10 protein-coding genes are annotated in these 11711 nt (G+C 71.4%); 6 read left to right on the top strand and 4 right to left on the bottom strand.

Going from position 1 to position 11711, the window contains the following annotated elements; genetic code table 11:
• Nucleotides 1-390 precede the first annotated feature (390 nt).
• The 3 genes from OG734_RS07105 to OG734_RS07095 all read right to left on the bottom strand — a co-directional run bounded on the left by OG734_RS07105 (nt 391) and on the right by OG734_RS07095 (nt 3033).
• The gene (locus OG734_RS07105; protein WP_330286609.1) at nt 391-1395 is read right to left on the bottom strand and encodes an RNA polymerase sigma factor; all 1005 of its coding nucleotides are present in this window, start codon (nt 1393-1395) and stop codon (nt 391-393) included.
• Between the two features lie 236 nt (nt 1396-1631).
• Entirely contained in the window at nt 1632-2024 is a 393-nt protein-coding gene (locus OG734_RS07100; protein ID WP_330286608.1) for an SCO5389 family protein, read from the bottom strand.
• Between the two features lie 58 nt (nt 2025-2082).
• The gene (locus tag OG734_RS07095; protein WP_330286607.1) at nt 2083-3033 is read right to left on the bottom strand and encodes an ATP-binding protein; all 951 of its coding nucleotides are present in this window, start codon (nt 3031-3033) and stop codon (nt 2083-2085) included.
• 193 nt (nt 3034-3226) lie between these two features.
• On the opposite strand from OG734_RS07095, the gene OG734_RS07090 reads away from it, so the two are divergent.
• The 5 genes from OG734_RS07090 (at nt 3227) to OG734_RS07070 (ending at nt 9628) form a co-directional block, all read left to right on the top strand.
• On the top strand, nt 3227-3763 hold the full coding sequence (locus OG734_RS07090; protein WP_330286606.1) for a GNAT family N-acetyltransferase: 537 nt from the start codon (nt 3227-3229) through the stop codon (nt 3761-3763).
• Nucleotides 3764-3881: 118 nt separating this feature from the next.
• On the top strand, nt 3882-5387 hold the full coding sequence (locus OG734_RS07085) for an ABC transporter substrate-binding protein (protein WP_330286605.1): 1506 nt from the start codon (nt 3882-3884) through the stop codon (nt 5385-5387).
• 3 nt (nt 5388-5390) lie between these two features.
• A complete protein-coding gene (locus OG734_RS07080) occupies nt 5391-7151 on the top strand; it encodes an ABC transporter permease subunit (RefSeq protein ID WP_330286604.1) in 1761 nt (586 codons plus the stop codon).
• 184 nt (nt 7152-7335) lie between these two features.
• Nucleotides 7336-8520 carry an MDR family MFS transporter gene (locus OG734_RS07075; protein ID WP_330293591.1) on the top strand — a complete coding sequence of 395 codons (1185 nt, stop codon included), beginning with the start codon at nt 7336-7338 and terminating at the stop codon, nt 8518-8520.
• 196 nt (nt 8521-8716) lie between these two features.
• On the top strand, nt 8717-9628 hold the full coding sequence (locus OG734_RS07070) for a UTP--glucose-1-phosphate uridylyltransferase (RefSeq protein WP_330286603.1): 912 nt from the start codon (nt 8717-8719) through the stop codon (nt 9626-9628).
• 108 nt (nt 9629-9736) lie between these two features.
• Here the strand turns inward: OG734_RS07070 and OG734_RS07065 are convergent, their stop codons facing one another.
• On the bottom strand, nt 9737-10528 hold the full coding sequence (locus OG734_RS07065) for a CDP-alcohol phosphatidyltransferase family protein (protein ID WP_330286602.1): 792 nt from the start codon (nt 10526-10528) through the stop codon (nt 9737-9739).
• A gap of 106 nt (nt 10529-10634) precedes the next feature.
• Between OG734_RS07065 and OG734_RS07060 the strand changes: the two genes are divergently transcribed.
• Nucleotides 10635-11618, top strand: a complete 984-nt coding sequence (locus tag OG734_RS07060) for a zinc-dependent alcohol dehydrogenase (protein WP_330286601.1) — start codon at nt 10635-10637, stop codon at nt 11616-11618.
• The last annotated feature ends 93 nt before the right edge of the window (nt 11619-11711 follow it).

Raw genomic sequence — 11711 nt, 5'->3', positions numbered from 1 at the left:
TCAGCGACTCGCCGAGCTGGAGACTACGTCCCCCGGTGAACACACGTGAGACGGGGGCGAGCCCTGGCGGGCCGGCGCGGCGGGCCGCCGCTCACGTCGGCCGTGAACAGCCGGAGCAGCAGCTGGGAGCAGGGTTGCCTGGCCGGCCCGTCCTGCTCGGGGCCGGCGCGTCGACCCGCCGATGGCCGGAGGCGCTGTGCGTGGCTGTCGCGCCGCGCGAGGCCGGCGTACCCGTCACGGCTGTCCGCCACCAGGGCGCCATCCACGACTTCGTGATGCTCGACGCCCCGCGCGAAACCCACGCCGCCGAAGTCACCATCGGCAGGTGCTCGGCTTCCTCCGTACGGCACTTGGCACCGTCTGACTCCCGTGCCCCGGAGGGCGGCCGGGTCACATCGCGTCGAGATAGTCCCGCAGCACCTGGGAGCGGGACGGGTGGCGCAGCTTGGACATCGTCTTGGACTCGATCTGGCGGATGCGTTCGCGGGTGACGCCGTACACCTGGCCGATCTCCTCCAGGGTTCTGGTGCGGCCGCCGGACAGGCCGTAGCGCAGGGAGATGATCCCGGCCTCCCGAGGGGACATCTCCGCGAGGATGGACTGGATGGTCTCCTGGAGCAGCAGGAAGGTGACCATGTCCATCGGGGTGACACTGTCTCTGTCCTCGATCAGGTCGCCGAACTCGCCGTCACCGTCCTCGCCGAGGGCGGTGTGCAGCGAGACGGGCTCCCTGGTGTAGGCGGTGAGTTCCGACAGTCGCTCCACGGGGACGCCCGCCTTCTCCGCCAGTTCCTCCGGTGTGGGCTCCGTCCCGAAGTCCTGGATCAGCTCGCGGCGGGTACGGGCCACCCGGTTGATGACTTCCACCAGGTGTACGGGGATGCGGATGGTCCGGCCCTGGTCCGCCAGTGCGCGCGAGATCGCCTGCCGGATCCACCAGGTCGCGTACGTGGAGAACTTGAAGCCCTTGGCGTAGTCGAACTTCTCGACGGCCCGGATCAGGCCCGTGTTGCCCTCCTGGACCAGGTCCAGGAACAACAGTCCGCGACCCGTGTAGCGTTTGGCGACCGACACCACCAGGCGGAGGTTCGCCTCGATGAGGTGGGACTTGGCGCGCTGTGCGTCCGCGGCGAGGATCTCCAACTCCCGCTGGAGTACGGCGTCTGAGGGCGGTTCTTCCAGGAGCTTGTACTCCGCGTACAGCCCGGCCTCGATCCGTTTCGCGAGGTCGACCTCCTGCTCGGCGCTGAGGAGCCGGACCCGGGCGATGAGCCGGAGGTAGTCCCGCACCTGGTCGACCGAGCCACCCCCGGTGGCGAGTCGGGGGAGGGGAGCGTCGCTCTCGTCCTCGGTGGCCGGGTCGAACACATCGGTCACCTCGGTGTCGGTCGCCATCGTGCTCACTTCCTCTCCAGGAGTGCACGCAGGAACGTCCCTGTATGAGAACGAACCTCGACCGCCACGTGTTCCGGAGTGCCCCGGGCAATCACCCGGCCACTGTCGATCCCACCCCCCGGACCCTATGTCGATCGCCCGTTCGACCTTACGGCCCGGAAGGCCATGGGGTTGTCGAATCGTTATCGAGATTCTCGGGGCGGGCATTCGGGCGCGCGGGTGTCCGGGCCGACGCGTCAGCAGTCGCGGAACTCCGGTGACTGGTTGAGAACCTGGGAGCGCAGCGAGGTGAAGCGGGCATAGGTCGCGCCACTCTGCGCGCCGGGGTGGAAGGCCGCGACCCGGTGGCAGTTCTGGAAGGCGAGCGCGATGCCGAAGTGCCGCTCCAGGCTGCCCCGGATGGCGTCACTGGCCAGCGCACGCAGCAGCTGACCGCGCTCCTTCTCGGAGGGCGGCGGGGTCTGGTTGTCGGCGAACTCGGCGGTGCCGCCCTGGAGTTCGGAGGCGAGGCCGGCGATGAGGTCGTAGGCGTAGGGGAGGGAGATGCGGACGGTTTCGACGAAGTCGTCCGCACGGATGTCACCCTGCTCGGCTTCGGCGAGGAGTTGGGGGGAGACGTCGAGCGACATGAGGGGGTTTCCTGTTCTTTCGTTCTCACGGGTGCGTGACGGGTTGTCCATGTGGGGGTCAGGCGAGGGCGGCGGGCCCGTGGACGAACTCCGGGTCCACCTGCTCGGACAGGTCCAGGCCCGTCGCCCGGTCCGCCCACGCGCGGGCGTTGCGCAGATGGAACTCGACGGCGTGCCGCTGGAAGGTGGCCCAATCCTTGGGGCGGGCGTCGACCGCGTCCCGGAGCTGGTTCAGCGCGTGCAGGTTCTGCGGCTCCAACTCGCCCTGGTCGCGGCCCTGTTCGGCGGCGCGCACCCAGCTGGACTGGACGAGGTGGGTGAGCAGGTCGTCGCCCGTCTCCTCCTTGAGGAAGAGCAGGTCGTCCTCGCCGGTGACCTTGTTGCCGATCACCGCGAGCGGAATCCCGAACTCGCGGGCGTGGTCGCGGTACTGGCGGTAGACGGAGACGCCCTTGCGGGTCGGCTCGGCGACCAGGAACGTCATGTCGAACCGGGTGAACAGCCCGGAGGCGAATGCGTCCGCTCCGGCGGTCATGTCGACGACGACATACTCGTCGGGGCCGTCGACGAGATGGTTGAGGTACAGCTCCACCGCGCCCAGCTTGGAGTGGTAGCAGGCCACACCCAGGTCGCTCTCGTCGAAGGCGCCGGTCGCCATCAGCGGTACGCCGCCCACGCGTTCGACGTGCCGGTGGTGGATCTCGTCGTCGCCGAGCGGACGCAGCAGCCGTGAGCCCCGGCCGGCCGGGGTCGTCTTGACCATGGCCTCGCGCGACTCGATGCGCGGGTTGGTGCCGCGCAGGAAGTCCTTGATGTCACCCAGGTGGGCGCTGAGCGGCGGCGCGGCGAAGGCCTCGCCGTCGACCGGGTCGAGTGCCTCGGCCAGGTGCTGGTTGATGTCGCCGTCGATGGCGACCACGGGCGCGCCGGAGCGTGCGAGATGGCGGGAGAACAGTGCGGACAGCGTGGTCTTGCCGCTGCCGCCCTTGCCGACGAACGCGACGCGCATTACCGGGCCGCTCCTCGTCCTTGGGCAGCCGGCTCGGCCGGTTCTTCGCCGGTCATTTTGAAAATGAATGTCATGTGGCAAGTTTTTATGCGGCGCTCGGGGCTCTGTCAAATCGCCTCGCCCTCAACTGGGCTGCGATGGCATGGAGTTGGCGATCATTTGTTCGATCAACCTAAATGCATATGATGTGCAGGTGCTGAATTACTGCATCAGGGCGGCGACCCCCGACGATCTCGACGGCGCGCGAGCCATCATGCTCGACACCGTCTACCGCGACTTCGGAACGGGCTACGTACCTCGCTGGCACGGTGACATCGTGGACCCGGCGTCCGCCTATCTCGCGCCCGCCCGCCACGCTCTCCTGGTCGCGGTCGACGAGCGTGACGCGAGTGTCGTGGCCACCGCCGCCCTCGACTCGCGCGGCCCCGTCCATCCGCCGAACCCGCGCCAGGTCGCCGAGCGCTATCCCTCGGGCGCCACCGCGCAGTTGCGCCGGGTGTACGTCCGTCCGGAGCACCGCAGGCGCGGTCTGGCCCGGTGGCTCGTGGCCGAACTGCTGGCCTTCGCGGCGGCCGACGGAGGCTATCGAGCCGTGTATCTGCACACGGACCCGGCCGTGTCCGGCGCCGAGGAGTTCTGGCTGTCGCTGGGCAAGGTCGTGTGCGACGAGCGTGAGGACGCTGGTGGCGGGCAGGGCGTCGTGCACTTCGAGGTTCCGCTGACGCGGTGATCGGCGGTGATCGGCGGTGGCCGACCCGGGTGGCTATTGGAAATGATTATCAGATACTCTTCCGTTTCTGTGCGGCTCCAGTCCGCACCACCCCGCCCCTCTTACGGAACTGAGGACCATGCGCACCCCCCGCCGTCGCCGACTGCTCGTCGGACTGCTGCTCTCCCCGCTGCTCACCGGCTGCTTCGCCTCCGGCGGCGACGACAGTGACTCGTCGTCGGACGCCGGGTCCGGCTCCCGGCTGCGGGTCGCGCTCGCCTTCCCGCCCGCCGAGAACTTCTCGCCGTACGGTGCCGACGCCACGCTCCTCAGCCGCCTCGGCGTCACCGAGGGCCTGACCGCCCTGGACGCCAACGGCTCCGCCGCCCCCGCACTCGCCGAGTCCTGGACCCGCAAGGACGACCGCACCTGGCTGTTCACGCTGCGCGAGGCGACCTTCCAGGACGGCACCGGCGTCACCGCGGCCAACGTCGCCGCCGCCCTCACGCTTGCCACGCAGACCAAACCCGAGCCCGCCGCCCTCACCGGCGTCACCCTCACCGCGAAGGCCGCCGGCGACGGACGTATATCCGTCACCACCGCCGAGCCCGACCCCGTGCTCCCGCTGCGCCTGTCCAGCCCCGGCCTCGCCGTCCTCGCGCCCAAGGCGTTCGCGAAGAAGGGCGCCGTCGACCCGGTCGGCACCGCCACCGGACCCTTCGAGCTGACGAAGACGACGGGCACCACCGCGGCCACCCTCGACCGCTTCGACGACTACTGGGGCGGCCGTGCCCAATCCGTCGGGATCGACGCCCGGTTCATCGCCGACGGCACCGCCCGCACCAACGCCCTGCGCACCGGCCAGGTCGACATCGCGGAGTCGATCCCCGTCGCCCAGGCCGCCTCCCTCGACGAGGAGACCCGCCGCGAGACCGCCACGGCCCGCACCACCTCCCTGCACCTCAACACCAGGTCCGGCGTCTTCAAGGACCCGAAGCTCCGCGCCGCAGCCCGCGCCGCCGTGGACACCTCCGCGCTCGCCGACGGCGTCTACGAAGGTCACGCCGACGCCGGCCAGGGCATCTACGGCCCGGCGCTCACCTGGGCCGAGGGCAAGCGCGTCCAGCCCACCGGCCGGGCGAAGGCGGCGGCGGCGCCCGACGGTGCCTCCGTCACCCTCGCCACGTACGACAACCGGCCCGAACTTCCGGAAGCCGCCCAGGTGTTGAAGCAGCAGCTGGAGAAGGCCGGGTTCAGGGTGACGCTGGAGGTGCGGGAGTACTCGCGCCTCGAAAGCGACCTGCTGGCCGGAAAGTTCGACGCCGCCGTCGCCGCCCGCAACACCATGCTCGACACCGGTGACCCCGTCTCCGTCCTCGCCGGTGACTACACCTGCGACGGCGGCAACAACCTCTCCCTGCTCTGCGACCAGAAGGTCGACCAGGCCGTCGCCAAGGCCGAGGGCACCGAGGACACCGCCGAGCGGCAGGACGCGGTCATGGCGGCGGAGGCCCTGATCCTCGGCACCGACGCCGTCGTCCCGCTGGTCCACCAGCGGATCATCACCGGCGTCGACGCCGGCGTACAGGGCGTGCGCCTCGATCCGTACGAGCGCACGCTGGTCGGTACCGGAACGCGGCGCTGACCCGTGCGAGGACGTGTGGGCACGCTCCTGTGGCGTGCCCTGCTCGCAGCGCTGCTCGTGTGCGGGATCGGCCTGCTGCCCTGGCTGACCCGCACCGACCCGGCGCTCACCGTGCTCAAGGCCCGGTCGGCGGAGCGCGAGGCCACCCCGGCCGTGCTGGCCGACATCCGGGACCAACTCGGCCTGGACGCCGAGCCGTTGCGGCTGCTCGGGGACTGGCTCGGCGGGCTGCCGCGCGGCGACGCCGGGCGGTCCTGGATCTCCGGGGCCGAGGTCATGCCCGGAGTCCTGCAGGCGCTCGGCGCCTCGCTGCTGCTGATGGCCGTGGCGCTGACCATCGCCTTTCTCGTCGCCGCGCTGGTGTGTGCCCGGACGCTGTGGAGCGGCGGGCGGCGGTGCGGCGGTGGCAGCGGGTCGGCGATGGTCTCCGCGCTGCCCGAGTTCCTCACCGCGTCCGTGCTGGCCACCGTCGTCGGCGTCCAGCTCGGCTGGCTGCCCGCCCTCGGCTGGTACGGACTCCAGTGGACGATCCTGCCCGCGCTCGCCCTCGGCCTGCCCGCCGGAGCGCTGCTCGGACGCCTCCTCGACGACCTGCTGCCCGGCGCCTTCGCCGAACCCTGGGCCCTGGCCGCCGCCGCACGCGGCATCCCCGCCCGGCGCATCGCGAGCCAGGCCGTGCGGCGCGCTCTGCCCGCACTGCTCCCCAACGCCGGGCTGTTCGTCGTCGGACTGACCGGCGGCTCGGTCGCCGTCGAGCAGATCTTCGACATCCCCGGCCTCGGCCGCACCGCCCTCCAGGCAGCCGTCGCCCAGGACCTGCCCGTCCTCCAGGCGAGCACCCTCGTCCTCGTCCTGCTCGCGTCCCTCGCCGCGGGCGCGACCCGGGTCGCCGCCCGCCTGCTCATCGGCCCCGCCCTGCGCGACGGCGGCCTTTCCTCCCTGCACCGGCCCGCACCGCCCGCCCGCCGCACCCCGCCCCTGCTGTACGCCGGTGTGCTGCTCGGCGTCGTCGCCCTCGGGCTGCCGCGTGACCCGCTCGCGCTGGACACCAGGGCCCGGCTCCAACCCCCGTCCTGGGCACACCCGTTCGGCACGGACGCGCTCGGCCGAGACGTTCTCGCCCGCGTCGGACACGGCGCCCTCGACACGCTGCTGCTCGCCTCCGCGATCAGTGCCGCCGCCCTGCTGATCGGGGTGGTGCTCGGGCTGGCGCCCCGGCTGTCGGGACCACTCGTCGACACGGTCAACGCGATACCTCCGGTACTCGCCGCGCTGCTCGTCACGGCGGTAGTGGGCAGCGGCGGGGCCACCCCCGCGCTCGCCGTGACCGCCGTCGCGTGGGCGCCGCTGGCCGCGCACACCGCCGCCCTGCTGCGCCAGGAACGGGCCACCCTCCATGTCACGGTCACCCGCGGTCTGGGCGCCGACCGCTGGTACGTCCTGCGCCATGAACTCCTGCCCGCCGCGCTGCCCCCGGTGACCCGACACGCCCTGCTGCGGCTGCCCGGTGTCGCCCTAGCCCTGGCCGCCCTCGGCTTCCTCGGCCTCGGCGCCCAACCACCGTCCCCGGAATGGGGGTTGCTCCTCGCCGAGAACCAGCCGTACGCCGAACGCGCCCCCTGGGCGGTCCTCGCCCCCGCCGCCGTACTCGCCCTGCTCGGCGCCCTGGCCGTCACCGCCGCAGGCCTTACGGTCCGGCGGCGGCGGAAGACGGTGCGAGCGGCCCAACCACTCCCAAAGGCACGAGAGTTGGCCGTCCAGTGACCGCCCCCGCAACTGTCGGTCTTCAGGGCGAGGCGCTTGCCCGGATGCGCCTGTCGCCGCTGCTCAGGATGCGGTGGCGACGGAAGACGCTGCAGGTGGCCCAATCGCGTCCGCAGACTAGAGAGTTGGTCTTTCAGTGACCGCCCCCGCAACCGTCGGCCTTCAGGGCGAGGCGCCCGCCCGGATGCGGCTCTCACCGTTGCTGCGGCTGCTGATCCTGACCCAACTCGCCTTCAACGTCGGCTTCTTCGCCGTGCTGCCCTTCCTCTCCGAGCACCTGGGGCAGGGCATCGGCATGGCGGGATGGCTCGTCGGGTTCGTCCTCGGCCTGCGGACCTTCAGCCAGCAGGGGCTGTTCGTGGTGGGCGGCGCGCTCGCCGACCGGTACGGCATCCGGCCGGTGGTGCTCGCGGGCTGCGCCCTGCGCATCGCCGGCTTCGCCTGGCTCGGCTACGCCGACTCGACCGCGACCGTCATCGGCGCCGTCCTTCTCATCGGCTTCGCCGCCGCGCTGTTCTCGCCCGCCGTCGAGTCCGAGGTGGCCCGGCAGGCGGTGGTCTGGGAGGAGACAGGCAACGGCTCGCGCACCCGGATCCTCGCGCTGTTCACCGTCGCCGGACAGGCGGGCGCCTTCGTAGGGCCGTTGCTGGGCGGACTGCTGCTGTCCGTCGACTTCCGGGTGGTGTGCCTCGCGGGCGCCGGAATCTTCGTACTCGTCCTCGCCGGGCACGCCTGGCTGCTCCCGCAGCACATACCCGGCCGGGAGCGCATCCGCGCGAAAGGGGGCGTGCGCACCCTGCTGAGCAACCGGCGATTTCTCGCACTTTGCTCCGCGTACGGCGCCTATCTGCTCGCGTACAACCAGCTGTATCTGGCGCTTCCCGCCGAGGTGGAGCGCGCGACCGGCTCACAGACCGCGCTGGCCTGGCTGTTCGCCCTGTCCTCGCTGCTCGTCGTGACCGCTCAACTGCCGGTCACCCGCTGGGTCGGCGACCGGCTCGCCATGCGCCGCTCGATGGTCGCCGGGATGCTGCTGATCTCCGCCGGGTTCGCTGTCGTGGCCCTGGCCAGGCCCGCAGGGTGGACCGGCATCGTCGGGCTGCTGCCCGCCGCCGGCTTCGTGGTCCTGCTCACCTTCGGCCAGATGCTGGTCGCGCCGGTGGCCCGCGCCTGGGTGCCCGACCTCGCCGAAGAGGGCCGGCTCGGCCTCTACACCGGCGCCCTGTCGTCGGTTTCCGGCCTGATCGTGCTGGTCGGCAGCTCGCTGACCGGCACCCTTCTCGACACCGGACTGCCCGCGATGACGCCCTGGCTGGTGCTGGCCGCCGTACCCCTCGTGGCGATCGCCGTACTGCCGCGCCGGGCCTGAACCATGGCCGGCGGAAGCCCCGAGGGTCTGGCCGGCACGGCGGTGGGGCATGCCGAATTGGTAGCGTCACACACCACTCGCGCCGACCGGCACGGGTGAGCATCGAGCAGTACCACTGAGCACCACGATGCGGAACAACGCACGACCAGGCACAACGACCGTTGATACGCGTACGCGCTTTCGTACAGGGGGGCCTATGGCCACGATTCGCAGGGCAGTCATTCCCGCAGCCGGACTGGGGTCCCGGCTGCTGCCGCTCACCAAGGCGACACCGAAGGAGATGCTGCCCGTTGGTGACAAACCGGTCATCGAGCACACCGTCCGGGAGCTCGTGGCCTCCGGCATCACCGACATCACCATCGTGGTGTCCGGCGGAAAGGGCCTGATCCAGGACCACTTCCGGCCCAACCCCGGCCTCGTCGACCAACTGCGGGCCGATGGCAAGGCCGCCTACGCGGACGCCGTCGAGGAGGTCGGCGAGCTGTCCCGGCTCGGCCACATCACCTACCTCGACCAGCACGGCCCGTACGGCAACGGCACCCCGGTCCTCAACGCCGCCCGCAACTTCGGCGACGAGCCGATGCTCGTGCTGTGGCCCGACGACGTGTTCGTCGCCGAGGTCCCGCGGGCCCAGCAGCTGATCAAGGCGTACGAGGCGACCAACTCCCCGGTCCTCGCGTTGATGCCGATGGACCCGGGCGACTCGCAGCGCTACGGCGTCCCCGTCGTCAAGGAGGACCTCGACGACGGTCTGCTCCGCATCACCGGCCTGGTCGAGAAGCCCCGCCCGCAGGACGCGCCCTCCGGGTACGCGGCCATCGGCGGCTACGTCATCACGCCCGGCATCATCGACGAACTACGCGACCAGACCAAGCGCTGGTACGACCATCGCACCGGCGAGGTCTACCTCACCGACGCCATCAATGCCTACGCCGCCAGCCGGGCCGTCTACGGCCAGGTGATCCACGGCCGCTGGTACGACACCGGCAACCCGCTCGCCTACCTCACTGCTCAGTTCGCGGCAGCGCTCAACCACCCGGAGTACGGGCCGCATCTGCGCCGCCTGGCGAAGGAGCTGGAGGACGAGGCGACCGGCGGAGCCGAGTGACTCCCCGGTCCCCAGCCCTGGGGCTCCGCCCCTGGACCCCCGGGTCGCGCTGAACGCGCAAGTGAGTTGAGGCACACGCGGTCCGCGCCTTGTTGCGCGGACCGCGTCTCAGCGGGACACGGACTCGGGCACCAGCGCGCGCAGCTGCTGCTCGACCGAGGCGATCGACGCGACGGGCGCCGTACGCGGGCGGGACGTCCGGTACAGCCACAGGATGTCCCGGCCGAACGACCAGACCAGCGTCCCCAGGGCCAGCGCGATCACGGCCTGCGTCGCCGCGAGGGGCAGGTATCCGGAGGCGCCGAGCAGCAGCAGGATGCCCTGGAGGGCGGCCACGGTCTTGCGGGCGGTGCTCGGGGGGAGCGGGGCGTTCAGCCAGGGCAGGACACGGGCCGCGGCGACGAAGGCGTAGCGCATGCCGCCGATCAGCAGGACCCACGGGCCCAGCGACATCGACACGTACACGCTGAGCACCAGGATCAGGAACGCGTCGACCTCCATGTCGAAGCGCGCGCCCAGTGTCGAGCAGGTGCCGGTGCGGCGGGCGACCTTGCCGTCCACGCCGTCGAGAATCAGGGCCACGGCCGTCAGCCCGACGAACAGCGTGACCGGCGGCGAGCTCTCGAAGGAGTCCGCGACCAGGGCCGTCACCCCGCCGACCAGTGTCGCCCGGCCCAGGGTCACACGGTTGGCCGGACCGAACGACTTCGACCCGGACCGGTGCAGCGCGCGGGACAGGACGGCCCAGGTAGCGATCGCGAACGTCAGCCCGGTCAGCCACCCCGCCGGGCCCAGGCCGATCGCCGAGCCGAGCAGGGTCAGCAACAGGACCTGCAGGCCCGCCCCCAGAGCCGTTTCCTGCTGGACGAGCCTCGCCTCGTACGTGTTGTTCAGGGCCACCGCGAGTCCTCCGCCGTATGTACAGAGTGGATCATGCCGCGTACTGTGCGCGGACTGTGCACATCGCAGTACGTGAACAACTTCCCAAGTGTTCAGGAGGACGCCGATGAAGCGCGCCGCACGTGCGTTCTGGATCGGTTCGCCGGACCACGGAGAGATCCGTGACGTCGAGCTGCCGGATCCCGGCGAGGGCGAGGTACTGGTCCGCACCCTGTGGTCCGGGGTGAGTCGCGGCACGGAGACGCTCGTCTTCCGGGGCGGGGTCCCGGTCAGCCAGTACGCCGCCATGCGGGCGCCGTTCCAGGAGGGCGACTTCCCCGGTCCGGTCAAGTACGGCTACCTCAACGTCGGTGTGGTGGAGGAGGGCCCGGACACGCTGGTCGGCCGTACGGTCTTCTGCCTCTACCCGCACCAGACGCGGTACGTCGTCCCGGTGGCCGCGGTGACAGTGGTGCCGGACTCGGTGCCCGCCGAACGGGCCGTGCTCGCCGGGACCGTGGAGACCGCGGTGAACGCCCTGTGGGACGCGTCGCCGCTGGCCGGTGACCGGATCGCGGTGGTTGGCGGCGGGATGATCGGTTCGTCGGTGGCCGCGCTGATCGCCCGGTTCCCTGGTGTGCGCGTGCAGTTGGTGGACGCCGATCCCGGGCGGGCGGAGATCGCGGAGGCGCTCGGCGTCGACTTCGCGCTGCCGGCGGACGCCCTGGGGGAGTGCGACCTGGTCGTCCACGCGAGCGCGACGGAGGCGGGCCTGGCCCGCTCGCTCGAACTCCTCGGCGCCGAGGGCACGGTGATCGAGCTGAGCTGGTACGGCGACCGGCGCGTCAGCCTGCCGCTCGGCGAGGCGTTCCACTCCCGGCGGCTCACCGTCCGCAGCAGCCAGGTGGGGACCGTGTCGCCGGCCGCGCGGCCCGGCCGCACCTACGCCGACCGGCTCGCCCTGGCCCTCGACCTACTGGCCGATCCGGCGCTCGATGCCCTGATCACCGGTGAGTGTGCTTTCGAGGAACTGCCGGACGTACTGCCGAGGCTCGCCGCCGGGGAGATTCCGGCACTCTGCCATCGCGTCCGCTATCCGGACGCCGGCTGACAGAATCGTTTGAACAAGCCGTTGAACATGCTGCCCCGGGCAGCCGTACTACTCGGCATGCCCCCGCAGCGATCAGCAGGGGGCAAGACGCGC

This window comes from Streptomyces sp. NBC_00576, from assembly GCF_036345175.1.
Lineage (GTDB): Bacteria > Actinomycetota > Actinomycetes > Streptomycetales > Streptomycetaceae > Streptomyces.
This window is presented reverse-complemented; position numbering and strand designations above follow the sequence as displayed.

Bases quoted from the DNA above. Each gene is read 5' to 3' on its own strand.
- OG734_RS07095 (WP_330286607.1), bottom strand. From the start codon at position 3,033: ATGCGCGTCGCGTTCGTCGGCAAGGGCGGCAGCGGCAAGACCACGCTG.
- OG734_RS07100 (WP_330286608.1), bottom strand. From the start codon at position 2,024: ATGTCGCTCGACGTCTCCCCCCAACTCCTCGCCGAAGCCGAGCAGGGT.
- OG734_RS07070 (WP_330286603.1), top strand. From the start codon at position 8,717: ATGGCCACGATTCGCAGGGCAGTCATTCCCGCAGCCGGACTGGGGTCC.
- OG734_RS07060 (WP_330286601.1), top strand. From the start codon at position 10,635: ATGAAGCGCGCCGCACGTGCGTTCTGGATCGGTTCGCCGGACCACGGA.
- OG734_RS07105 (WP_330286609.1), bottom strand. From the start codon at position 1,395: ATGGCGACCGACACCGAGGTGACCGATGTGTTCGACCCGGCCACCGAG.
- OG734_RS07075 (WP_330293591.1), top strand. From the start codon at position 7,336: ATGCGGCTCTCACCGTTGCTGCGGCTGCTGATCCTGACCCAACTCGCC.
- OG734_RS07085 (WP_330286605.1), top strand. From the start codon at position 3,882: ATGCGCACCCCCCGCCGTCGCCGACTGCTCGTCGGACTGCTGCTCTCC.